Source organism: Corynebacterium sp. HMSC036D02 (assembly GCF_001836165.1).
Classification (GTDB): Bacteria; Actinomycetota; Actinomycetes; order Mycobacteriales; family Mycobacteriaceae; genus Corynebacterium.
On record NZ_KV827706.1, the window covers coordinates 161,759 to 186,074 of the forward strand.

Annotated in this window: 20 protein-coding genes and 1 pseudogene; 17 read left to right on the forward strand and 4 right to left on the reverse strand. The window is 61.4% G+C overall.

Annotated features, from left to right (window positions below):
* The first annotated feature begins 178 nt into the window (after positions 1-178).
* The 12 genes and pseudogenes from HMPREF2743_RS12815 to ffh all read left to right on the forward strand — a co-directional run bounded on the left by HMPREF2743_RS12815 (position 179) and on the right by ffh (position 14,240).
* Positions 179-319 (forward strand): hypothetical protein, encoded by a 141-nt coding sequence (locus HMPREF2743_RS12815; protein WP_168162408.1) that lies wholly within the window; start codon positions 179-181, stop codon positions 317-319.
* Positions 320-393: 74 nt separating this feature from the next.
* The gene (ftsY, locus tag HMPREF2743_RS11520) at positions 394-2,238 is read left to right on the forward strand and encodes a signal recognition particle-docking protein FtsY (RefSeq protein ID WP_070527591.1); all 1,845 of its coding nucleotides are present in this window, start codon (positions 394-396) and stop codon (positions 2,236-2,238) included.
* Positions 2,239-2,426: 188 nt separating this feature from the next.
* Positions 2,427-5,408 (forward strand): DUF4040 family protein, encoded by a 2,982-nt coding sequence (locus HMPREF2743_RS11525; RefSeq protein ID WP_070818828.1) that lies wholly within the window; start codon positions 2,427-2,429, stop codon positions 5,406-5,408.
* Positions 5,405-5,842, forward strand: coding sequence for a cation:proton antiporter subunit C (locus HMPREF2743_RS11530; RefSeq protein WP_070526901.1), 438 nt, complete (start codon positions 5,405-5,407; stop codon positions 5,840-5,842). The genes HMPREF2743_RS11525 and HMPREF2743_RS11530 overlap by 4 nt, the downstream gene beginning before the upstream one ends.
* Positions 5,843-7,384, forward strand: a complete 1,542-nt coding sequence (locus tag HMPREF2743_RS11535; protein WP_070818829.1) for a monovalent cation/H+ antiporter subunit D family protein — start codon at positions 5,843-5,845, stop codon at positions 7,382-7,384.
* Positions 7,385-7,939, forward strand: coding sequence for a monovalent cation/H+ antiporter subunit E (locus HMPREF2743_RS11540; RefSeq protein WP_070526907.1), 555 nt, complete (start codon positions 7,385-7,387; stop codon positions 7,937-7,939).
* Positions 7,936-8,226, forward strand: coding sequence for a cation:proton antiporter (locus HMPREF2743_RS11545; RefSeq protein WP_070445483.1), 291 nt, complete (start codon positions 7,936-7,938; stop codon positions 8,224-8,226). The genes HMPREF2743_RS11540 and HMPREF2743_RS11545 overlap by 4 nt, the downstream gene beginning before the upstream one ends.
* A gap of 4 nt (positions 8,227-8,230) precedes the next feature.
* Positions 8,231-8,599, forward strand: a complete 369-nt coding sequence (locus HMPREF2743_RS11550) for a Na+/H+ antiporter subunit G (protein WP_070526910.1) — start codon at positions 8,231-8,233, stop codon at positions 8,597-8,599.
* Positions 8,600-8,756: 157 nt separating this feature from the next.
* Positions 8,757-10,143, forward strand: a pseudogene (locus HMPREF2743_RS11555) (ammonium transporter).
* A 3-nt stretch (positions 10,144-10,146) separates the two neighbouring features.
* Positions 10,147-10,485 carry a P-II family nitrogen regulator gene (locus HMPREF2743_RS11560; protein WP_070526914.1) on the forward strand — a complete coding sequence of 113 codons (339 nt, stop codon included), beginning with the start codon at positions 10,147-10,149 and terminating at the stop codon, positions 10,483-10,485.
* A 3-nt stretch (positions 10,486-10,488) separates the two neighbouring features.
* The gene (locus HMPREF2743_RS11565; protein WP_070526917.1) at positions 10,489-12,588 is read left to right on the forward strand and encodes a [protein-PII] uridylyltransferase; all 2,100 of its coding nucleotides are present in this window, start codon (positions 10,489-10,491) and stop codon (positions 12,586-12,588) included.
* 50 nt (positions 12,589-12,638) lie between these two features.
* Complete coding sequence (gene ffh / locus HMPREF2743_RS11570; protein WP_070526920.1) at positions 12,639-14,240, forward strand: signal recognition particle protein; 1,602 nt, start codon at positions 12,639-12,641, stop codon at positions 14,238-14,240.
* A gap of 65 nt (positions 14,241-14,305) precedes the next feature.
* Here the strand turns inward: ffh and HMPREF2743_RS11575 are convergent, their stop codons facing one another.
* Positions 14,306-16,558: an acyltransferase family protein gene (locus HMPREF2743_RS11575; protein ID WP_070744884.1), complete on the reverse strand. Its 2,253-nt coding sequence runs from the start codon at positions 16,556-16,558 to the stop codon at positions 14,306-14,308.
* 295 nt (positions 16,559-16,853) lie between these two features.
* Between HMPREF2743_RS11575 and rpsP the strand changes: the two genes are divergently transcribed.
* Positions 16,854-17,372, forward strand: coding sequence for a 30S ribosomal protein S16 (gene rpsP, locus HMPREF2743_RS11580; RefSeq protein ID WP_070818830.1), 519 nt, complete (start codon positions 16,854-16,856; stop codon positions 17,370-17,372).
* Between the two features lie 53 nt (positions 17,373-17,425).
* On the opposite strand, the gene HMPREF2743_RS11585 is transcribed toward rpsP, so the two are convergent.
* Together HMPREF2743_RS11585 and HMPREF2743_RS11590 are read right to left on the reverse strand one after the other, a co-directional pair.
* Positions 17,426-18,094, reverse strand: coding sequence for a TetR/AcrR family transcriptional regulator (locus HMPREF2743_RS11585; protein WP_070818831.1), 669 nt, complete (start codon positions 18,092-18,094; stop codon positions 17,426-17,428).
* A gap of 23 nt (positions 18,095-18,117) precedes the next feature.
* On the reverse strand, positions 18,118-18,516 hold the full coding sequence (locus HMPREF2743_RS11590; RefSeq protein WP_070818832.1) for a cupin domain-containing protein: 399 nt from the start codon (positions 18,514-18,516) through the stop codon (positions 18,118-18,120).
* Positions 18,517-18,549: 33 nt separating this feature from the next.
* Here HMPREF2743_RS11590 and rimM point away from each other — a divergent pair, with 33 nt between their 5' ends.
* The 4 genes from rimM to HMPREF2743_RS11610 are packed head-to-tail and all read left to right on the forward strand — an operon-like array spanning position 18,550 to position 22,603.
* Positions 18,550-19,050, forward strand: a complete 501-nt coding sequence (gene rimM / locus HMPREF2743_RS11595) for a ribosome maturation factor RimM (protein WP_070818833.1) — start codon at positions 18,550-18,552, stop codon at positions 19,048-19,050.
* Entirely contained in the window at positions 19,047-19,889 is an 843-nt protein-coding gene (trmD, locus tag HMPREF2743_RS11600; RefSeq protein ID WP_070744881.1) for a tRNA (guanosine(37)-N1)-methyltransferase TrmD, read from the forward strand. The genes rimM and trmD overlap by 4 nt, the downstream gene beginning before the upstream one ends.
* Position 19,890: 1 nt before the next feature.
* Positions 19,891-20,259, forward strand: coding sequence for a hypothetical protein (locus HMPREF2743_RS11605; protein ID WP_070526939.1), 369 nt, complete (start codon positions 19,891-19,893; stop codon positions 20,257-20,259).
* Between the two features lie 40 nt (positions 20,260-20,299).
* Entirely contained in the window at positions 20,300-22,603 is a 2,304-nt protein-coding gene (locus tag HMPREF2743_RS11610) for a Tex family protein (protein ID WP_070818834.1), read from the forward strand.
* A gap of 244 nt (positions 22,604-22,847) precedes the next feature.
* On the opposite strand, the gene HMPREF2743_RS11615 is transcribed toward HMPREF2743_RS11610, so the two are convergent.
* On the reverse strand, positions 22,848-23,987 hold the full coding sequence (locus tag HMPREF2743_RS11615) for an HNH endonuclease signature motif containing protein (protein WP_070526948.1): 1,140 nt from the start codon (positions 23,985-23,987) through the stop codon (positions 22,848-22,850).
* Positions 23,988-24,316 lie beyond the last annotated feature (329 nt).

A 24,316-nucleotide genomic window follows, 5' to 3' on the forward strand; every position in this document is an offset into this window, starting at 1 on the left:
AAGGCATCAGTCATAAGGCGTTTTCACGGCTGAAAACGCCATTTACTCATGGCGTTTTTAGACCCAAAGATGCCGTTTGCCAGATGCCTTCTGCAGGACGCCTTCCTGGCTTAGGCAGTGATTTACTGCGGAACAACCCCATCCCTCTGCCGAACAACACCAGGTAGCAGTGCCAAGAGTGGCGTTGCTCATCCGCCCTGACCTAAGTCAGGTGCGCAAGGATTCTCAGCTCATAGCCAACACTGACCAGAAGCCAACGGTGGACGTGGCTACCGTGCTTTATGGCTTCACGATGCGCGGCGTCGAGCCTTCGCGTTAACTGAGGGCATCTGTTCGTGCCTTTTTGGACTCCTCATGGTGCCTGGCGTGGGCAACCCTGGCACTATGGAAAGCATGAATACTACTTTTCTGTGGATTGCGATAGCAGTCATCGTCCTGATTCTGCTGGTGGTCTTGTTCATTGTTCTGGGCAAGAAGCGCGGCGAGTCAAAGAAGGTCTCCTTTGAAAAGCCCGCGGAGGAGCCGAAGGAGCTGACCCAGCAGCAGAAGTCCGGCAACTACCAGGCCAAGTCTGGTTTTAATTTTGCCCCGGCTGGCGGCGGCGCTACCAAGGAACCTGTGCCTGCGGCTAAGGCTGACAAGCCCGCACCGGCCGAGCCCAAAGCTCAGCCGCAAGCGGAGAAGAAGTCTGAGCAGCGCGATGCCACCGAGCTCGCTAACGCTCAGCTCAAGGGCACGGAGGAGACTCAGAAGGCGGCGAAGCCTGCGGTGGAACCGACGCCTGAGGCAGAGCCGAAGCCTAAGGCAGAGCCCAAGCCGGAACCGGCTGCACAGAAGGACCAGGTAAAGGAGGAAGAGGATAAGGATTCCTCCGCTGGCCTAGCCGCTGCAGGAACTGCGGGCGTTGCTGCCGCTGGTACTGCTGCTTCCGGCGCCGCTGCCGTTGAGAAGGATGAAGAGGACACAGAGGAAGCTGTCCCGGCCACCGAACCGGAGACTGCTGAACCGGAGCCGGTAGTTGAAGCCCCGAAGGTAGAAGAGGAGGCTCCGGAAGAACCTGAGGTTCCGGCTGCGGAGGAGCCTTCTGCTCAGGTTGAAGCCGAAGAAGAGGCAGCGGAAGTGGTAGAAGCACAGCCTGAACCAGAAGCGCAGCCCGAGCCAGAGGAAGCTGAAGCAGAGGAGGCCGCTGCGGCGGCGGGGGCCCAAGCGGCGTCGGCAAGCGCGGCACTCGAGGCTGAGCCGGAGGAACTAGAGGTATCCGACGACGCTGAGGTCGTCGAGGCCCCGGCAGCCCAGCCGCAGGAGGATATTGCGCCGGCTGCCGGCCGCTTGGGCAAGCTGCGCGGGCGCCTGTCGCGTTCGCAGAATGCCATCGGCCAAGGCCTCATGGGTATTCTCTCCGCAGGTGACCTGGATGATGATGCCTGGGAGGAAATCGAAGACACCCTCATCATGGCGGATTTGGGTACGAAGTCCACGATGCAGGTTACAGACTCCCTGCGCGACAAGATTGCGGAGCGCGGAGTGAGCTCCGAGGCGGAAGCCCGCGCCATGCTGCGCGAGGCCCTCATCGAGGTGGGCCACCCGGAGATGGACCGTTCCATCAAGGCCATGCCGAATGAGGGCAAGCCGGCCGTCATCATGGTTGTCGGCGTCAACGGCACTGGCAAGACCACCACGACGGGCAAGCTGGCCCGCGTGCTCGTATCCATGGGACACAACGTTTTGCTCGGCGCGGCGGATACCTTCCGTGCAGCGGCCGCGGACCAGCTGGAGACCTGGGGTCGCCGCGTGGGCGCTACCACCGTGCGCGGCAAGGAAGGCGCGGACCCGGCTTCCGTGGCCTTCGACGCCGTGGCCGCTGGCGTAGATCAAGGAGTGGACGTCGTTCTCGTGGACACCGCTGGTCGTTTGCACACCTCCGTGGACCTCATGGACCAGTTGGGCAAGGTCAAGCGCGTGGTTGAGAAGAAGACCGACGTCGATGAGGTCTTGCTCGTGTTGGACGCAACGGTCGGGCAGAACGGCCTGACCCAGGCCCGCATCTTCCGCGATGTCGTCGACATCACCGGTGTTGTTCTGACCAAGCTCGATGGCACCGCTAAGGGCGGCATCGTCTTCCAGGTTCAGGAAGAACTGGGCGTGCCGGTCAAACTCGTGGGCCTTGGCGAGGGCGCAGATGACCTCGCGCCGTTTGAGGTTGAGGGCTTCGTGGATGCCTTGCTGGGGGAGAAGTAAGTCCTTATAGATCCCTGGGCTAGACCTAAGTTCTTTCGAGACGCAGCGCCTCCTTTGCGGGGCGCTTTCGTCGTCTTCGTCCCATTAAAGATGTGCTTTGGGGGAGGTCACAATGGTAGTCTAGGACAGTCCTGTCTATGTGAGGCTGATTAAACAGCCCTAACAACGGTTCGTGAGGCTACTCTTTCGTGACACTCTTGTATGTCGTCCTCCTCGCAGCTGTCGCAGTGGCGCTAGCACCAGTAGCCGTCAAGGTTGCTGATCGCGCAGCCGGCTACCCGCTAGCCGGCATTTTTATTATCGCCGCGGCACTGTTGGCTAAAGAATTTCCGGCACTGGCCCGGGGCGAAGAACTGTCCTATTCCGTGACGTGGGTGCGCGATGTCATCGCGCCAGGCGTTGACGTTAATCTCGCCTTCCGGGGCGATGCACTGGGCATTTTCTTTGCCATGTTGGCTCTCGTCATCGGCGCAGTGGTGTTCACCTACTCTGCGGCCTACCTGCCCAAAGGTAAAGGCAACGTCAGTTTTTATGTGCTGATGACAGCGTTTACGCTGTCGATTCTCCTGCTCGTGCTGGCTAACGACGTCGTGGTGCTCTTCCTGGCTTGGGAGCTGGTATCGCTGGCGTCGTTCATGTTGATCGCGCGCAGCGGCAAGTCCGGTGAGGCCGGTTCGCAGCGCACGCTCATCCTGACCTTCATCGGCGGCCTCACCTTGCTGTCCGGCGTGGCGATTGCCGCAACGGCTGCGGGGACCACGAGCCTCGAGGGCATCCTCGCCTCTGATGTGTGGGCCGAGCGCCCAGGCCTGACCGCCGGGGTTGCCATTCTCATTGCGGTCTCGGCGTTTACCAAGTCCGCGCAGTTCCCCTTCCACTTCTGGCTGCCGGAGGCCATGGCGGCCGCCACGCCGGTCTCGGCCTTCCTGCACGCAGCGGCCGTGGTGAAGGCCGGCGTTTATCTGTTGATTCGTTTCTCCACCATCTTCCATGATGTTGCAGCGTGGAACTGGCTGCTCATCGTCGCCGGTATGGGTACCGCAGTGATGTCGGCGGTCTTTGCCGTGCAGAAGACGGACTTGAAGAAGCTGACCGCGTACTCCACTGTGTCCCACCTGGGATGGATTGTGGCCACGATTGGTGTTGGCACCCCGTTCGCTATCGCAGCGGCCCTCGTGCACACGCTGGCGCACGCGTTGTTTAAGTCCTCCATCTTCATGCTCATTGGCGTCATCGACCACGAGGCTGGTTCACGTGACATCCGCCGCCTTGGTGTGCTGTGGAACAAGATGCCGTGGACCTTTGGCTCCATGCTCATTGGTGCTGCCTCCATGGCGGCGGTCCCGCCGCTGTTTGGCTTCGTGTCGAAGGAAGGAATGCTCACCGCCTTCGAGGAGGCACCAATTGGCTCGACCGGCCAGGTGCTGCTGCTCATCGTCGCCGGCGTGGGTGCGTTCTTCACTTTTACCTACTCCGCCAAGATCATCTTCGGTGCCTTCTTCGATGGCCCACGCAACATGTCGCATGTTCATGAGGCGCCGGTCAGGCTGTGGCTGCCCGCGGCGCTGCCCGGTGTGATGTCGGTGCCGATCATCTTCGTCATGGGAGCGCTCGATAAGCCGCTCGATAACATCGTGGCGGCCATCGGCATGGAGGGTCATTCCCACCTCGCGCTGTGGCACGGCCTGAACGTTCCGCTGCTTATTTCCGTGGTGGTGCTTATCGCTGGCATCATCGCGTTGTTCTTCCGTACGCCGCTGTGGACCGCGATGGAGGAGCGCCAGCTCCTGCCGCGCACCGGTAACCAAATCCTGAAGTGGATCCAGGACGTGTGCGCAGCCTTCGGCCGCTTCGTCGGCCGCATGTCGGATACCCACAACCCGTCGAAGCTCATCCTGCCGATTGTCCTCCTCGTCATCATTCTTGCGGGCTCCACTTTGGTGTCGACGGGCGTCGACGGCGTGGCCTTGAACCCGCGCGTGGATGGCCTGGACAACCCGTGGGATCTGCTGCCGCTGGGCATCGTGGCGCTGTCGATGTTTGGCTTGGTTCGTACCCGCAACCGCCTCACGGGGGCGGTCATGATTGGTACCGCGGGTACCGGCGTGACCTTGCAGATGTTCCTGCTGGGTGCACCGGACGTTGCCTTGACCCAGTTCACGGTGGAGGCGCTGTCCGTCATCGTCATGATGATGGTCCTGCGCTACCTGCCGGAGAAATTCCACCCGGTACAGAACACCAACCGTAAGGTTGGCTCCATCGTGGTGGCGGTGCTCGCCGGACTCACCGCATTCCTTGGTGTGTGGGCGCTGATGGGCCGCCACGAGCGCTCCGACTTGTCCATGTGGTACCTCAATAACGCCCCAGACATCACTGGCGGCGATAACGTCGTGGCCACCATCATCGTGGAATTCCGTGCGCTTGATACCTTGGGCGAGCTGTCGGTGCTCGGCATGGCCGCCGTCGTGATCGCCGCGGTCACCTCGACGCTGCCGCGCTTCCCGTTTACCTCCGGTACGCGTCCGGCGCCGTTCGGTCAGTCGCAGCTCAACTCGGTTCCGATGCGTAAGGGAATTTCCATTGCCATCCCGATTCTGGTGGTCATGTCCTTCATCGTGTTCTACCGCGGGCACCAGGCTTCCGGCGGCGGCTTCCCGGCTGCTCTCATCATGGGCGCGGCCATCGGCCTGACGTATCTCTCACGCGGCACCGATGAGATTGTCTTCGGCCGCATGACCCCGATTCACCTCACCGGCGTGGGCATTATCGTGGCGCTGGTAGCTGGCTTCATCGGCTACATCCCGACGTCGCATAGTTCCGGTGGTTTCTTGACTGCCATCCACGGCCACGCCCTGGGGCAGCACTGGACCACGTCGCTCATCTTTGACCTGGGTATCTACCTGGCGGTCCTGGGCATGCTCACGATGGCCATCAATGCTTTGGGTGGCTATCTGCGGCCAGGCACCGAGCGGGACTTCTTGCCGTGGGTCCACGATGATGATTCCGCGTTGCCGAACACGCCGCGCGTGGTGCTGGAGGATGTCGATGACCCCTACCCCGAATCCATCAACCCGTCTTCGGACCCAACGGCGTTGCTCAATGAATCCGAGGCACGCCGCCGCGCGTCCTCGCCCCACCACACTTCGGCTACAGAGGAGAAGAGCTCATGATCCTCGCACTGACCATTGCATTGCTCATCGGTAGCGCTGTCTACCTCATCCAGCAGCGCGGCCTCGTGCACATCGTGCTGGGCATGATGGCCTTCGGCCACGGTGCCAACCTCATGCTTCTGGCCACCGGCGTGTACTCCTACCGCGGAGAGTCCTTTCCGTCGCAGGTGGGCATGGACCAGATGGCTGACCCGCTGCCGCAAGCCTTTGTGCTGACCGCCGTGGTGATTTCCATGGCAACCTCGACCATCCTGCTGACCATGGCGGCGATGGGCGCGAACGACGACACGGACGTCGTGGAGCCTGTGGATGACAACACCATTGACCACGCTTTCTCCACTCTGGGACGAGATACCCAGAACCGCGAGATTCTGCAGCGCTCGGCCAACAAGATGGATCGTTTGAAAGAACTCGAACAAGAGGAGGACAACTAGATGTATGACACCGTAAGCGCCCTCCTCCCGCTCTTCCCGGCGGTTCCCCTCGTATCGGCGGCGCTCGCATTGCTCGCGCCGTGGCATCGTGTGCGCGATGCCATCATGCTCATCGTTCCGGGCGTGGGTATCTTCGCTTCCTTTGCGCTGCTGCTCTACACCATGAACAACGGTGTGGTGGCGCATAGCGTGGGTAACTACGTGGGTAACGCAGGTATCGCCTTCGCGGCCGATACCTTCTCAGCACTGATGCTCATCACGACGATGATCGTGGCCTTCGGCGCCAACTGGTTTGCCATCGTGGGCGGCGAGACTAAGTCTCGCTACTACCCATCGCTGACGCTTATCTTGATCACCGGCGTGTGCGGCGCCCTGCTCACCGCTGATCTCTTCAACTTCTTCGTGTTCATCGAGGTCATGCTACTGCCGTCCTATGGCCTCATCACCATGTCTGGTACCTGGTCACGCTTGGCTGCCGGCCGCGCCTTCGTGCTGGTGAACTTGTTCGCCTCCACGCTTTTGGTGGTCGGTGTGGGCTATATCTACTCGGTGGCTGGCGTGGTCAACCTGGCGGCGCTCACGGGTGCTGCCGCCGGTAATGGTCCGGTGACGGTGGCCTCGGGCATCATCGTTATCGCCATCGCCGCGAAGGCCGGTGTGTTCCCCGTGCAGTCGTGGCTGCCGCGCACCTACCCGGGAACGTCCGCTGCCGTCATGGGCCTGTTCTCTGGCCTGCACACCAAGGTCGCGGTGTACATGCTCTACCGCCTGTGGGTGCAGCTCTTTGATATGGACCAGCGGTGGGGGACACTCATCATCGTCATCATGATCATCTCCATGCTGGTTGGTGCTTTCGGCGGCCTAGCTGAAAACTCCATTCGCCGCGTGCTGGGCTACCAGATGCTCAACGGTATGCCCTTCATCCTCGTGATGATGGCCTTCACTACCCATGATGCCCAGCGCGCGCTGGCTGCTGGAATCCTGTACACCATTCACCACATGCTCACGGTGGGCTCGCTTATTTTGGCCTCCGGTGCTATTGAGGAGACCTACGGTACGGGCAGGCTCAACAAGCTTTCTGGCTTGGCGCGCCGTGATCCGATTATCGCGTGGATCTTTGCCGCCGGTGCCTTCTCCGTCGTGGGCTTCCCACCCTTCTCCGGTATGTGGGGCAAGGTCCTCATCGTCGCGGAAATCGCCCGTACCGGCGGGGGATGGGCCTGGACCGTAATCACGGTGATCATCATCGCGTCCTTCGCGGCATTCCTTGCCATGTTGCGCGTGTGGCGCCGAGTCTTCTGGGGCAAGGACCTGCCCAAGGAGAAGGTGCCCGATGAACTTGTGATTCGCAAGAAGCTGATGGCGCCCTCGGCAGCGCTCATTTTGGGCTCGCTGACCATGTTCGTTCTATCCGGTCCGGTCATCAGCGTCACCATGGAAGCCTCAGCGGACTTGTTGGATACGGAGGCTTATGCAGACGCAGTGCTTGGCGACGACCCCGTAGCCCTACCCGACATCGACTCCCTTCAGGAGGGCCGTTAAATGAAGACTGCAGTGCATGCCGTTGTCTACGCGCTATGGCTGATCAAGGAAATCTTCGTCGCGGGTTTCTCGCTCGCCGCGGAATCCTTCAAGCCGCAGAATAACTACCGGCCGGTAGTGGTGCGGTACCCCTTGCGCGTGACTAGCGCGTGGGAGATCTTCTGGTTCACCTCGTCCATTACGGCAACCCCGGGGACGCTGTCCTTGGGTTTGCGCGAGCCGGTGGCAGAAGGCCTGCCGCGCATCGTGCTGGTTCAGGCGGTCATGGGGGATGACCCAGCCAGCATCATGGAAGATCTGGCGGATATGGAGGAGCGCCTCGCCCCGCGGGTGAAGGGAATTGACTATGGCGTTCCTGGTCAGGGCCCCACAAAGGAGCTCGCGCCCACGTTTTACGAGTACCCGCTGGATACGCTGGGCCGCCATATGCGTGCACCCGATATCGCGAAGACGGACGATACCCCGCTGGCCGCGCATGATGTGGAGAAGTATTCCGTGTGGCCCCTGCGCCAGGTTGCGCAGAACAAGGATGCCCGAAAGGATGATAAGAAATGATTGATTTTTCCTCGATGAGCGCCTTTCAATGGGTAGTTTTTGTCTGTATTTTCCTCATTGGTGCATCGGTGTGCGCGGCGTTGGTGCTGGCGTTGCGCTCCCGCGATGAGCTCACCCGAACCGTGATGAGTGACATGGTCTTTTACGGCATGCTGTGCATGTATATTTCGTGGTCCATGACTAATCACGCGTCCATCGTCTATGACATCGCCATGCTCGCGGCTATTGCGGCCGGCGTTCTGCCGACGTTGTCGATGGCCCGCATCATCTCGAAGGGTAGGAGGTAAGACCATGACTATCGCGGAGATTATCGCCTCGATTCTGTTGGTCGTAGCCACGGTCTTGGTCATTGGGACCGCCATCGCCTTGTGGCGTGCGCCCGATGCCCTGACCCGCGTCAACCTGCTGGGGCCGACGGTCGGTTTGGCCGTTCCGCTGCTGCTTGTGGCGAAGTTGGTCGTGGATTTTGCTGAGAACGGGTTTTCCCTGTGGTCGCTGATCAAGGTCATGATCGCGTGTTTCGGCGTGTGGATCATCGCGTCGGTGGGCTCCTTCTACATGGGCCGTTCCATCTACGGCGTGACCGTCACGGATGTGAAGTACGCCAAGCGCATGCGCAAGAGTATGCAGACAGTTGAAGCCTCTGAGGAAGAAATCTAGGGGAGAAGCTTCAGGAAAGCGGTGAGGATAGTGCTGTTCTCACCGCTTTTTAGATCGTGGATGTGATCTAGGACTCATACTTCTTCCTAAATCTATAGAGCTATAGGTATTTTGGGAACTGTACCTATCAAGTTATAGAAAAGAGGTTAGTTGAACTATGACTCCTGATGCATTCTCGTCCGGTGATGCAGCGTGGATGCTGATCAGCGCATCCTTGGTGCTGCTCATGACCCCCGGATTGGCATTGTTCTACGGCGGAATGGCGGGCAATCGCCACGTCCTCAACATGATGATGATGTCCTTCGGCGCGTTAGCGCTGGTCCCAGTACTCTACGTCCTGTGGGGATGGTCAATGTCTTATGCGGGCAGTTCGCTGGCGGGAATCGTGGGCAACCCGTTTGAAGCCTGGGGGCTGCGCGGCCAAATCACCGGGCCCGCCGCCGAGTACATTGCCGGTAGCGCTGGTTATCCCAACGTCATCGACATCGGTTTCCAAGCCACGTTCGCCATTATTTCGATAGCCATCATCTCCGGTGCCCTCGCCGGCCGCGTGAAGTTTTCCGCGTGGTTAACTTTCGCAGGCGTGTGGGTGACCTTCGCCTACTTTCCGCTCGCCCACATGGTGTGGGGCGGGGGGAGTGCTCTCCCATGCCCCGCGCTCACTCGCAGCGTGGCTCTTCGGTGTATCAAACGGTGAGGCCCTCATCGCTCCCATCGACTTCGCCGGCGGTACCGTCGTGCACATCTCCGCTGGTGCGGCTGCCCTGGTTCTGGCCATCGTCGTGGGCCCGCGCGCGGGCTTTCCGAAGCACATCGATAGGCCCCACAACCTCCCGATGGTGATGCTGGGCGCTGCGCTTCTGTGGTTCGGCTGGTTCGGTTTCAATGGCGGTTCCGCCTTCGCTGCGGATGGGCTAGCAGGCTTGGCATGGCTCAACACCACTGTTGCGGCGGCCGCAGCGATGCTCGGCTGGATGCTGGTCGAACGCATCCGAGACCACGCCGCTACTTCGCTTGGCGCAGTATCCGGCGCTATTGCGGGACTCGTCGCCATCACCCCGGCGGCAGGAGCGCTCAGCCCGCTCGGTTCTCTCGCCCTCGGCTTCCTCGGCGGGATTATCGCCTGTCTGTGCATCAGCCTGAAGTACCGTTGGGGCTTTGATGATTCCCTGGATGTCGTTGGAGTCCACCTGTGCGCTGGTCTGTGGGGAACCGTCGGATTGGCCTTCTTTGCCACGGATAACGGCATCCTCACTGGGCACTTTTCGGAAGGCCTCAAGCTGCTCGTCGTCCAAGCGCTCATCGCGATCGTCGCGATGCTGTTCTCAGCTGCTATTACTCTGGTGGCGGCACTCATCATCCGCGCCACCCTGGGGTGGCGGATTGATGATGAAGCCGAAGGCATCGATCTGTCTGAGCACCGTGAGACCGCTTATGATTTCCGTGAGTCCGTGGCGTCGCACCGCCGCCACACCCACGACGCTAGGATTAATCCTGCACCAACCGTCCAGCCGCGGGTCGACACCGCCGGAGCTAAGGAGTAACAGATGAAGCTCATCACTGCCATCGTCAAACCGTTCACGCTGCCGGAAATCCGTGAGGCCTTGGAGCAGCACGACGTGCACGGCCTGACCGTGACCGAGACCCAGGGTTTCGGTCAGCAGCGCGGCCACAGCGAGGTCTACCGTGGTGCCGAGTATGCCACCGACTTCGTACCCAAGGTCAAGCTGGAGGTAGTCACCTCCGACGAACAGGTGGAGGATATCCTTTCTGCCATCGTTGATGCTGCCTATACCGGAAAGATCGGTGACGGCAAGATCTGGATTACTCCTGTTGAGGACGTCATCCGCGTGCGCACCGGCGAGCGCGGCGAGGCAGCCCTGTAAGAAGTGTCTACGGCCGCTCAACTGCGTGAGGAAGCCTATGCCTCGGCGATAGATCTCACGCAGTCCCTGCAGCTTCCGCCCGGCTGTGCGCTTGCCGCCACGGGTTCCTTCGCCCGCCGGGCGATGGCCCCTTTTTCGGATCTCGACCTCATCCTCCTTCACCCGGATGATATGGAGCTGCCCGAAGATGTGGTCGCCGAAATCTGGTACCCCATCTGGGATGCCAAATACCGGCTTGACTACGCTGTGCGCACTCCGCGCGAGTTCGGTGCCATCGCCGGTTCTGATCCCGCCGCCGGCTTCGCGCAGCTGGACCTGGCCTTCGTCGCCGGCGATAAGCAGCTGGTAGATTCTACCCGCGCCCAGGTCTATGCCTCGTGGCGTCGCCTGCTGCAGAGCAACTTCGACGCTTTCGTCGACCTCGCCATCACCCGCTGGCGCCGCTCCGGCACCCTGGCCACGATGACCCACCCGGATATTAAAAATGGGCGCGGCGGCCTGCGCGATATCCAATTCCTGCGGGCGCTCGCCCTCGGCAACCTCGCGGATGCCCCAGCACTTGAGGAGGAGCAGGCCTTGCTTCTCGACGTCCGCACGCTCCTCCACGTCACCGCCCGCCGGCACCGCGACGTCCTCGACCCCGAATTCGCCGCGGAGATCGCCCACGAGCTTGGTTTCGCCGACCGTTATGAGTTGTCCGCGGCCGTCGTCACCGCTGCTACTGCGGTAGACAAAGCCGTGGAGAGGGCATTGGCGACTGCCCGGGGAGTCGTATCCAAACGCAGCCACAACCGCACACGCAAACCCCTCGATATCGGGGTGGTTGATGCCGGGGGCGAGATCCGTCTCGCACGCACCGCCAACTTGGATGAGCCGTGGTTGCTTTTGCGCGTGGCCGCCGCCGCAGCGCGCTCGGGCAGAAGCGTCCCGCCTCATGTCTGGGAACAGCTGCGCGAGTTGCCGGAACTGCCCGAACGCTGGCCCGCCGCTGCGACGGATGCATTCTTCAGTTTATTGTCCTCGCCCCTCAACACTCCGCGCCTCATCCAGGAGATGGACGCCCATGGCCTGTGGGAGCGAATCGTCCCAGAGTGGGAGCACATTCGAGGCTTGTTGCCGCGGGAGCGCACGCACTCTCACACCGTGGACTATCACTCCATCCTTACCGTCGCGCGCTGTGCAGAAGCCCGCACCTCCGTGGCGCGGCCCGATCTGCTGCTCTTGGTGGGGCTCTACCACGATATTGGGAAAGGATATGGCCGCCCTCACGAGCTGGTGGGGGCGGAGATGGTGGCGCGTGCCGCGGCCAAGCTTGGTCTCGACCTGGCGGATCGCTCCCGCGTGCAAACCGTGGTCGCAGAGCACACCACTCTGGCGCGCATCGTCTCCCGCACGGACCCCTTATCCGATGAAGCGCGTGACGAGCTCCTCGAAGCCGTGCGTTATGACTACCTGACTCTGGCGCTCCTCGTTGTGCTCGCCCGCACCGATGCCGAGTCCACCGGTCCTAGCGTGTGGAACCGCAGGCTGGAGAAGGGAATCGAAGCGGTCAGTGGCCGCGCTTTCGCACAACTGGAGGCACTTCGACCAGTTCGTCCTCTGGTTGCCGCCGACCGTGATATCGGACTGCGCCACAACCCCGAGGATGACAGCTTTACCGTCCTGTGGCGCGGCAGCTACCAACGGGAGGCTGTGCGCGCGCTGGCGCTCATCGCAGCGTTGGGCTGGAACATCCTCTCCTCGCGCCTCGTGCGCACTGAGGAGGGCTATGCCGGCGAATTCGATATCCGCGCCCTCCACGGTGCCATCGATCTCGCAACGGTAGAGGAACGCCTCGTGCAGTCTTATAAATCCGGAACTTACACGGTGCTGCCGGATTTTGTACCAGGGCCCGCGACTGCGATGTGGACCAGGGGAGTCTTCGAGGTTCGAATTGATGACTACCCAGGTACCCTAGGCCACGTGCTGGCGCTGCTTCCGGAGTGCGAGTGGCTATCCACCACCACACCGGGCGCCACGATGGTGCTTCACGCAGTGCCGCTTGGCGACGTCCCCCGTGCCACCCTGGTCCGGAATGTGACCCAAGCACTGGTCAACGGCTAAGCTGGGGAAGTTATAAATTTATCCACGATAGTTGAGGGAGCACTTTTAACGTGTTTGAGTCTTTGTCTGACCGCTTGCAATCAGCCCTGTCCGGCCTGCGCGGCAAGGGCAAGCTGACCGAGGCGGACATCAATGCCACAGCACGCGAAATCCGTCTGGCGTTGCTGGAGGCGGACGTCTCGCTCAACGTCGTGCGCGGCTTTATTAAGCGCATTAAGGAACGCGCGGCAGGTGCCGAGGTTTCTGAGGCACTGAACCCGGCGCAGCAGGTAGTCAAGATCGTCAACGAGGAGCTCATCGAGATTCTCGGCGGCGAGACCCGCCGCCTGAACCTGGCGAAGAACCCGCCGACGGTCATCATGCTCGCCGGCCTTCAGGGTGCTGGTAAGACCACCTTGGCGGGCAAGCTTTCCAAGCATCTGGCTTCCAAGGGGCACACCCCGATGCTGGTGGCTTGTGACCTCCAGCGCCCGGGCGCGGTGCAGCAGCTGCAGATCGTCGGCGAGCGCGCCGGGGTAGACGTCTACGCTCCGGATCCTGGCACCTCCCTGGATTCCCACGAGCATGAGATGGGTACCTCCCATGGGGATCCGGTGGACGTCGCCAAGCGCGGTATCGAAGAGGCCAAGCGCACCCAGCACGATATCGTCATCATCGATACCGCCGGCCGCCTCGGCATTGATGAAACCCTGATGACGCAGGCCCGCAATATCCGCGACGCCGTCAACCCGGACGAAGTCCTCTTCGTCATTGACTCGATGATCGGTCAAGACGCAGTGCAGACCGCCGAGGCCTTCCGCGATGGCGTGGACTTCACCGGTGTCGTCCTGACCAAGCTGGACGGTGACGCTCGCGGTGGTGCGGCGCTGTCCATTCGTGAGGTCACGGGCAAGCCCATCATGTTCGCCTCCACCGGTGAGAAGCTCGAGGATTTCGATGTCTTCCACCCGGAGCGCATGTCCTCGCGAATTCTGGGCATGGGTGACCTGCTGACACTGATTGAGCAGGCGGAATCCAAGCTGGATCAGTCCAAGGCGGAGGAAGCCGCCAAGAAGATGGGCTCCGGCGAGATGACGCTCAATGACTTCTTGGACATGATGCTCATGGTGCGCAATCTGGGCCCGATGGGCAACCTGCTCAAGATGATGCCCGGCGGCAACAAGATGAACCAGATCGCCGACATGGTCGACGAAAAGCAGCTCGACCGCATCCAGGCCATCATCCGCGGTATGACGCCGGAGGAGCGCGAGAACCCGAAGATTCTCAACGCTTCGCGCCGCAAGCGTATTGCCCTCGGTTCTGGTGTGAGCGTTTCTGACGTCAATCAGCTCATCGAGCGCTTCACCGAAGCCAAGAAGATGATGTCGCAGATGGCCGGTCGTTTTGGCATGCCGGGCATGGGCGGTGGGCGTTCCGCTACCAAGAAGAAGCCGAAGGGCCGCAAGGGCAAGAATGGCAAGCGCAAGCCGCCGAAGCGTCGTGGTGGGGGAATGCCTGGCATGGGTGGCGGGATGCCGTCGATGCAGGAACTGCAGAAGATGCAGGAACAGCTCGGCGGCGGCATGCCCGGGCTAGGCGATATCAAGATGCCCAAGGGCATGGAGAATATCGACCTCAACAACCTGGACTTTGGGCAGGGCAAAAAGAAATAACGAAGAATGCAGCAGCATTCTTCGTTAAGAAAGGGCCGGCGCTTTTTAGCGCCGGCCCTTTTGGACTAAATGGCTTTATCTGCTGGATATGCAGGATAGGGGATAGGCACCGCGGGTGTGGCCGGTGACGTCTCAGCGGTCTGGGGCACCATGGGACTGTCCGTCGGAATCTGCGGGGGCTGCTGCTGCACCGTCTCGCCATTGAGGAAGGGGGTGATGGCTTCACGGATGAGCGGGATGGCCGAATCCGCAAAGGCCTTGGTGAAGTGGTGCATATCGCGGTAGACCATGATGTTGCCGATGATGACCGGGCAATCGCCGTTGGCATCGCAGAACCACTTCGAGGTGTCCACGGCCAGCATGTTCTTGTACTGGGAGAGGACTTCGGCGCCGGGGTCATAGGGAGCGTAGACCTCTTCGAAACGCATGCCGCAGCCGAGGGAATCCTGGGTGGCTACGTAGCATTCATCAAACTGGAGGCCATTGCCGTGCTCATCGAATCCCCACGGGTTATCACGGAAACCCAAGAAGGGAATATCGTGCTTGGCCAACTCGTCCCAGAAGGCCTTATAGCCGGGCGGGACAGCGTCTGGGCCGTGACCCAAGGGCTGACCGGGGCGCGTTGAATTAGAGACTACGAGGGCCGGGTCCGCGTCGATAATGCGCTTGACCGCTTCCTTGCTCCACTCGGCGCAAGAAGGCTTGACACTCAGTTCATCGCCGAGCTCAATGGGGCAACCCACGCGGGTGAGCGGAACCAGCTTGAAACCCATCTCGCGGCCCAAGTGATCCAAGGCCGAAGAATACTGCTCCGCGTGCGAACCGCCTACTAAGTAGACCTCGACGTCGGAATCAACGTCACCAAAGATGCACGGCGTCACGCCGTCCTTCTGGGTCTCGATGAAGTAGTCCGTTGGCTCTTGTTCCGGGATGAAGCACCAGTTATCGGCGACTGGCGGCTGGATGCCACGCGCGAGAATCGGATCAGGCTTGATCTCTACGTTCTCAGGCGGCGTGATGTTCTCGACGAAGGTCGTTGCCCCTGGGTAGAGCTTCGGGTCGAGGATTTCGTGGTTCGCCTCCTGTAGGCTGCGCAGCCACAGCGGTTGAACGGCCACGAGTGCAACGGTGCAGGCGGCGACGACGACTCCGCCAACGCCGCGCAGAGCGCCGGTGCGCGTGCGAAGGTCGGCGAAACCGCGGTGGACGGGGAGGTCGTCGGCAAGCGGGCGTTTGCGGTGCTGGCGCAGGGGCTTTTCGACGAAACGGTGCGTCACGTCCGCCAAGCCCAGCGACACCACGATGATGATGGATCCGAGCCACCACGGAGGAGTCTCAAGACCGAGCGCAGCGATGGAAATGATGAGTAGCGGCCAATGCCACAGGTAGAGCGGGTAGGCGATATCACCGAGCCAGCGAGATACCCGGGTGGTGAGCACCCGCGAGAACGACCCGCCAGAACCAATGATGATGAGTACTGCACCGCCGATGGGCAGAAGAGACAGCGGCCCAGGGAAGGCCAAGCTGTCGGAGATAACTAGGCCGGTACTAGCCAGAGCCGCCAAGCCGAGAGCCGTGGCGAGGTTGGACAGGCGCTGCGGCATGCGCAGGTGCGAACCATAAATGACGAGCACTGCGCCCAAAGTCAGCTCCCAAGCGCGAGACCATGTGGAGTAGTAATTTTCGGGGGTGCCGAAGAGTCCGTCGCGGGATGCATAGGCAAAAGAGACGACGGTAACTACGAGGAGAATCGGGCCAGCGATGGAATTAATGGAAGAGAAGCGCTGTTCTCGCAGCCCCGTGTTCTTTGGGCGCAGGCGCATGAAAGCGGCCAAGCCAAGGGCGAAGAAGATGCCCAGTAGGTAGAACTGGCCCTGCACTGCCATGGACCACATGTGCTGCAGAGGCGATGTTGTTGCTGAAGCGGCGGCGTAGTCAGCGTTCTGCCGTGCCAATTCCCAGTTCTGGTAGTAGAAGACCGTCGCAGTGATCTGCTTGGTGAGCTCCGTGTTCATGAGCTTCGGCGCGAAGAGCCGGACAAGCACATAGCTCACGCCGATGACGAGCACGAGGGAAGGAACAAGCCGGCGGAGCGTGCGCCAGATGGGCCACCACGGGTTCAGGGAGGCATTCGGCCGTGCGGCATAGCGCAGCTGCGAGCCTAAGAAGAAGTAACCGGAAAGCAGGAGGAAGACATCGACGCCACCTGAGACACGACCAACGAAGACGTGGTACAGAACAACCAAGGCGATCGCGATGCCGCGGAGGCCGTCGAGGTCATAACGGTAGCGGAATGTAGAGGGGGCTTGTTTATTCATAAAAAGAGGATTGTGTGGCGTCGAAATAACCGCATTACAGACTACCCCCTTCGCGGGGTAAGGCCTAACCACGCAAGAGCTAAGGGGAATTTCCTATCTCGTGTGGGTTCCGCTAAAGTTGTTGAGGTTGTTCACGCACCGCGTGGAGGACACGTAAAACTTCATCTCTGCGTAACGTCGGTACCGCCTACGGACGGCCGGCACGTCACGCGCAGGATAAAACTCAAGGGTTGAACCGGCGCGCCACCAAGCGGCGCGTGTCTGAACTGCCCGGTGACTAGAAAAGGAGCCAATCATGGCCGTTAAGATCAAGCTGCAGCGTATGGGTAAGATCCGCAACGCTGAGTACCGTGTCATCGTTGCTGATGCACGCACCCGTCGCTCCGGCAAGGCTATCGAGAACATCGGTATCTACCAGCCGAAGCAGGAGCCGTCCCTGATTCAGATCGATTCCGAGCGCGCTCAGTACTGGCTGGGTGTCGGCGCACAGCCGACCGAGCCGGTTCTCGCACTGCTCAAGGTGACCGGTGACTGGCAGAAGTTCAAGGGTCTGCCGGGCGCAGAGGGCACCCTGAAGGTTGCTGAGCCGAAGCCGTCCAAGCTGGACCTCTTCAACGCTGCACTGGCTGAGGCCAACAACGGCCCGACCATCGAGGCTATCACCGAGAAGAAGCGCAAGGCCAAGGAAGAGGCCGAGGCTAAGGCTGCCGCCGAGAAGGCTGCTGAGGAAGCCGCTGCCGCTGAGGCTGCTAAGGCTGAGGAAGAGGCCGCTAAGGCTGAAGAGGCCGACTCCGCTGAGGAGTCCGCAGAGTAAGTTCTACTCGGCTAAAAGATTAACCCCGCTGACCTGTAGGTCGCGGGGATTATCTAGTTTTTCGGCCGTGGGAGGCGGACCTCCAGAGGATTTTCGAAGTCCAACCCGCGGACAGCGGAGGCAATAACCGACTGCGCTATAGCTTCCACCTTTTTCTCCGGTAGCGATCCCAAATGACCGCTGAGGCACAAGACTGTGAAACCGTGCACCGTGGACCATCCGGCTAGGCAATTCTGCATCATGTGTTGCCTATTGGGTTCCTGGCCAATCGAGCGCGCGTACTGTGCCATGTAGCCGTAGAAATTGAACATGGCTTGTACACGGGGGTCTTCGCCGGGCCCCTCAGCCGCGGCTACGAGCCCGGCCGGAATATCAAAGCTGCTCGCGGCCATCATGCACATAAAGAAGTGCGGCTCTTCCAAGGCATGGTGGAAGTAGGTGAAACCGGCCGCCATCATTTTGTCAATGATGGTGCCCTCCGTCGTTTCGAAGGTATCGCTGAGCTTGGTGATGAGTTCGTAGGTGGCGACGGCCCCGACGGCGTCGAGAAGCGCGGCTTGGTCCTTGAAGTGACGGTAGGCGGCTGTCGGGGAGACACCGACCGCGCGCGTTGCCGCGCGAATCGTCACCGCCTCCGGTCCACCTTCCCGGCCGAGCTTGATGGCCTCCCGGAGGATCTCTTCATGCAAATTTCCATGGTGATACGGCTTCGAACTACTCACAATAAAAGTATCGTACTAAAAGTCTAGACATTCGCGCCAATGTTCGGCGTTAATATGGTGAGCAGCATGAGTGCAGGTTGATCGCTGCAGGACACCGCATGTGGTATGCGCGCCGGAAGGTGCACGATTTGTCCGGGAACGAGCACGTGCTCTTCTTCTCCGCAACTAAAAGTCACCGCTCCTTGTAGCACTTGGACAGTGATAGGGTGCGCGGCTTTGTGGTCAGGTAGGTCTTGTCCAGGTAGGAACGAAAAGAGGATGAGGTTCGCGCCATCGGCGCTGAGGACCCGCTTAACGGCTGGTCTGGGGCGCGATGGGTTCGGTTCAGGCGCCTCATCGAGCAGGTTTAGCGTTGTGAGGGCGGCGCTGTTGTGGGAGGCGTCGCCAAAGGTGGTCACATCATTGATCGGAAGCTCAGTCATGCCGCCCCAGCGTAGCCCGTTAAGCTAGCAGGCATGGAACTACTCATTGGTCGCGTGGTGAAATCCCACGGCATTAAAGGCGAGGTCTCCGTCGAGGTGACCACCGATTCCCCTGAGACCCGATTCGCCGTCGGCGAGGTTCTCCACGGCACACAAGGCAAGAAGAAACACGAACTCACCATCGCGGCGGTGCGCGCCCACAAGGGGCGCCTGCTCATCACGTTCAAGGAAATCCCGGACCGCACGGCCGCGGATTCCCTGCGCGGCACCCAGTTCTTCGCCGAACCTCTGGATGATCCCGAGGATGACGGCTTCTACGACCACGAGTTGGAAGGCCTGCGCGTTCTCCTCGACGGGAAGGAGGTGGGCGAGGTGACCGGCGTGACGCACGGTCCCACGCAGTCCCTCCTTGAAATCACTCTCACCGAAGGTAAAGAAGCGCTCGTTCCCTTCGTGGAGGAGATCGTGCCGGAGGTTGATTTGGAGGCGGGGACCTGCACCATCACCCCGCCGGAAGGGCTGCTCGACCTATGAGGATTGACGTTCTCACCATTTTTCCGGAGTACCTCGACCCGCTGCGCCACGCGCTGCTGGGCAAGGCCATCGAGCAGGGAAAGCTTGCGGTGGGCGTGCACGACCTGCGCCAGTGGGCCACCGACGTGCACAAATCTGTCGACGATTCCCCCTACGGCGGTGGCCCCGGAATGGTGATGAAGCCTGAGGTCTGGGGGCCGGCGCTTGACGACGTCTCCTCTGGCACCGCCTCGACCCGGGATCTGCAGAGCGCTCTGCCGCACCTGAGCAAGCCGCGCCACGACGACATCCATGGCGTCGAGGCACGCTCCTATGGCGAAAGCGAGAATTCGGACAAGCCGCTGCTTATCGTGCCGACTCCCGCGGGAAAGCCTTTTACGCAAGCCGATGCACAAGCGTGGTCCACCGAGGAACACATTGTGTTCGCGTGTGGGCGCTACGAGGGCATCGACCAGCGCGTCGTCGAGGATGCCGCGCAGCGCTACCGCGTGCGAGAGGTGTCCATCGGCGATTATGTGCTCATCGGCGGCGAGGTGGCCGTGCTGGTCATCGCCGAAGCTGTGGTACGCCTTATCCCCGGAGTGCTGGGGAACCGGCGCTCGCACGAAGAGGATTCCTTCTCCGATGGCCTGCTGGAGGGGCCCAGCTACACCAAGCCGCGCGAGTGGCGCGGCCTCAAGGTCCCGGACGTGCTGACCTCTGGTGACCATGCCCGCGTGGACCGGTGGCGCCGCGAGCAGTCGCTGGCGCGAACATGGCAGCGCCGCCCAGAGCTGCTGGACGCGGCAGAGTTAAGTGACACCGATCGCGCCTACCTGGAAACCCTAAAGGAGGATTGAGATGGACGTGAGTACTGACTTGTCAATACTTATGACTGAGGCTGAATGGAACAAGGTCCTCAAAGACATGCCGCAGCGCCTGCACGAAGGCGGAGTCGAGCCACAGGACATCAACGCCGAGGTCGTGTCATTTACCTGCGAACCCGACAACATCTTGGTCAATGAGTACATGGATAAGCACGGCCAGCCGCCGGTGAGCGAACACGTGTGGCGCGTCATCGTCAACGGCGCCTCTGAACTGCCGCTGACCAAGGTCACCGCCGCCGTCGCGGAGTGCTTGCCGCCGCACACACTCTGGTACGGAACCTCAGAGATTGGTCACACCGAGTTTGGCCTGGGCACTTCCTGCGCGTGGCAGGGCGGGGTATAGGGTGAGAAGGTCTTAAGTCCCCGACCCAAAAAGAGGTTTTGTGAATATCGCAGCCACCATCGCTGGAGAGCTGGGCGTCAAAGAACAGTTTGTCGAAGCCGCCCTCAAGCTCCTGGCGGAGGGTAACACCGTTCCGTTCATTGCCCGTTACCGCAAGGAAGCCACCGGCGGGCTGGATGACTCGCAGCTGCGTATCATCGAGGAGCGCTCGACCTACCTGCGGGAACTGGAGGAGCGCAAGGAAACGGTGCTCGCCGCGATTGAGGAGCAGGGCAAGCTGACCGACGAGTTGCGTGCCCTCATCCAGGGCTGCGAAACCAAGGCGCGCCTGGAGGATCTGTACCTGCCGTATAAGAAGCGCCGCAAGACCAAGGCGGATATCGCGCGTGAGGCCGGCCTGGAGCCGCTCACGGATAAGCTCATCGAGAATCCCTCGGCGGATCCGGCCGAGCTGGCAGGGGAGTATCTCACCGAAGGTTTCGAGGAAACGAAGAAGGCCCTTGAGGGTGCTCGCGCTATCTTGGTGGACCGCTTTGCGTTGGACGCGGATCTCGTCGGTGAGGTCCGCGAGCGCATGTACACCAGCGGTTCCATGAATGCCGGTGTGGTGGAAGGCAAGGAAACCGAGGGCGCGAAGTTCAAGGACTACTTCGAGTTCTCTGAGCCCTTCGACAAGCTTCCTTCGCACCGCATCCTGGCGCTGTTGCGCGGCGAGAACGAAGGCGTGCTGCAGCTCAACCTCGATGCCGGTGATGACGCCATGTATGAGGGCATGATCGCAGACCGCTTCGACCTGGACGTTGACACCTCGCGCTGGCTTGCCGACGCCGTCCACTGGGGCTGGCGCACCAAGCTCTCCATCTCCTCGGGCCTCGACGTGCGCATGCGCCTGAAAGAGAAGGCCGAGGAAGGCGCACTCAAGGTTTTCGCCACCAACTTGCGCGACGTTCTGCTGGCGGCCCCGGCGGGCCAGCGCGCGACGCTGGGCTTGGACCCGGGCTACCGCAACGGCGTCAAGTGCGCGGTCGTCGACCCGACGGGTAAGGTCCTTGCCACCACCATCGTCTACCCGCACCAGCCGCAGCAGAAGTGGGCCGAGGCGGTGAGAGAGTTGGCGTCGTTAAGCGCGGCTCATTCGGTGGACCTTATGGCGATTGGTAATGGCACTGCGTCGCGTGAGACGGAGAAGCTGGCGGGTGAGGTCGCGGACCTCATCGCGCAGGCGGGTGGGAAGCGGCCGAACCCGGTCGTGGTCTCGGAAGCCGGCGCGTCGGTGTATTCGGCTTCGCAGCTGGCAGCCGATGAATTTCCCGACATGGACGTCTCCCTGCGCGGCGCGGTCTCGATCGCGCGCCGACTGCAGGACCCGCTGGCGGAGCTGGTGAAGATTGACCCGAAGGCGATTGGCGTGGGGCAGTACCAGCATGACGTCAACCAAGTCGCACTTGCGCGCACGCTCGATGGCGTGGTGGAAGACGCGGTGAATGGCGTCGGCGTGGACCTGAATACGGCGTCGGCTCCGCTGCTGGAGCGCGTGGCTGGTGTGAACTCCACGATTGCGGCCAACATCGTGGCCTACCGCGATGAGAATGGCACGTTTGCCTCGCGCAAGGAGCTGAAGAAGGTGCCGCGCTTGGGGCCGAAGGCCTTCGAACAGGCGGCGGGCTTCCTGCGCATCAATGGCGGTAAGGACCCGCTGGATGCTTCGGCCGTGCATCCGGAGGCGTACCCGGTGGTGGCGCGCATCGCGGAGAAGACCGGTCTGGGGGTTTCGGAGCTCATCGGCAATTCGCGAGTGTTGACGACGCTGTCGCCGGCAGACTTCGCCGACGATACCTTCGGTGTGCCGACGGTGACGGATATCATCGCGGAGCTGGATAAGCCGGGCCGCGACCCGCGCCCAGAATTCAAGACGGCTACCTTCAAGGAAGGCGTAGACAAGGTCTCGGACTTGAAACCGGGCATGATTCTGGAGGGTACCGTGACCAACGTTGCGGCCTTTGGTGCCTTCATTGACGTCGGCGTGCACCAGGACGGTCTTGTGCATGTGTCCGCGATGAGCCACAAGTTCGTCTCTGACCCGCACGATGTGGTTCGTTCGGGCCAGGTGGTGAAGGTGAAGGTCATGGAGGTAGACGTGGAGCGCCAGCGCATTGGCTTGTCGCTGAGGCTTGACGACGAGCCCGGCCAGCCCGCCCCCAAGCGCCGCAACGGCGGTGGGCGTTCCGAGGGGCGCGGCGGCCGCTCCGACCGTCGCAACTCCCGCCGCGACGGTGGGCGTGGCCGCTCGGACCGCGGCGGCGGTGGTTCGATGGCCGATGCCCTCAAGAAGGCCGGCTTCTAAAGTTCACCTAGTTGCGCACCAAACCCCCTGACTGTTCAAACGGTTGGGGGTTTGCGAGTTTTCAGCGGCTTCTTCTGTACGGACGGTGGGTTGGACAAGCCCGTGGGGTGGAGCGATCGCCGAAGGCGCGGAGGACCTCGCAAACGTTGAGGTTTCCGCGTGGCGCAAGGCTGAGTCCGCCGAGTTAAGGGGGTCGGGGTGCCGGTTCGGCGTGCGGACGTGTGCGGTTAAGCTGCGGCGAAGATTATTCGTGCGGCGGCGCAGTGGTGGGTGGTGATGGGCGTATGTCCGGCGGATCGGGTGGTTGGCTTGTAGGGGTGCTCGTCGGGCTTGCGGCCTGTCGATTTACGGCTTCTTGGTAGGCCGGCTGCGCTGTAATCGGCGTTCCCCAGGGCGGGATGTAGTCAACCGGTCCTTTCAACCGAAAGACGTAGCCTCTGCCGGTCGGGCTTGTCGGGTCATCGTCGTTGATGCCATTGTGGTAGGCGCACAGCATGGTTAGGTTGGGCGGATTGGTTTCCCCGCCCGCTTGCCAGGGGACGATGTGGTGGACTTGGCAGTAATCGGCTGGCTTGTTGCAGTCTTCGATCGCGCAGGTGGGGTGCTCCGCGCTGGCCATGATGCGCTGCTCGAGGCTGGCAAAGCGCGAAAGCCGGTGCAGCCACACCGGGCCGATGGTGGGGTGGACTAATGTGGCGTAGCCAGTCTCGGCGAATTTGTAGGTGAGAAACTCCGCGCCGCTCATGCGCCCGCCGTTGGTGAGTTCGAGCTCGATGTCGTCGCCGTCGTGGCGGATGATTTTGTCAAGCTCGTCGAGTGTTATCACGACGTTTGTTCCCACTGCCGGCCGAGACCCCACTCCTTCTTTAAAGAAGACCTGGCGGGTGGCGTCCAGGAGGTCGGTGGGGTTAATGGACTCCAGGGTGCTGCGCATGGTGGAGATGTTGAGCGCGGAATCAGTAACCGTGAGCGAGTAAGGACCATTCTTGCGGTAAGTCAGCCGCACTCCTGGTGAAGGCACGCGTTTCGGTTTGAGTTCCTTCACTCGCTGCGCCGCCACTGAAGGCACCCGTTCCGAGGGCACGGAGGCGAGCGCGACGCGCAAATTCCAGACGTCAACCTGCTTCTTCAGCTTCGCGGTGTAGGACTCAATCAGGCTCAGCGTGGCCAGGTCGTGGCCTTGGCGTTGGGCCGCCTGGCGGGCGGTGCGCTGCTTGCCGGTGAAGCGGGTATCGCCGAAATAGATGGCATGAAGCGACGCCAGCTCCTCCGCATCGCCGTGCGAGGCGCCAAGTGCGCGCAAGCTTTCGGGTGTGCTGGTTGCTGCTTCCACCAGCGCAATCCCCGAGTTGCGAAGGCGGATGTAGGTTTCAATATCCCCCATGTGCACAGAGCCTAAAACAGGCCACGCGGCCCCGCAACCGGAGAAGAAAACGCCCTGCCTACAGGCTGTAAAGGGCAGGGGCTTGCCGGATGAAAGCCCGATTCGAATGCACTCGCCCGCCCGTCACAGGGGAGTGCTGGGTGATGTAACTCAGGTGGTGCGCAGCGCGGCACAACGAGACGAATGGCTATAAGTTCACAATGTCAACTTAATCGGTGGTATGTTTGTTGAAACAAATGACTTAGTGGCCTCGCTCACGTTTGGGTGTCTAGCTTTAATGGCTGGATAAACGAATAAAAGCGGACCTGAATCATCACGTCAAGGAGGCG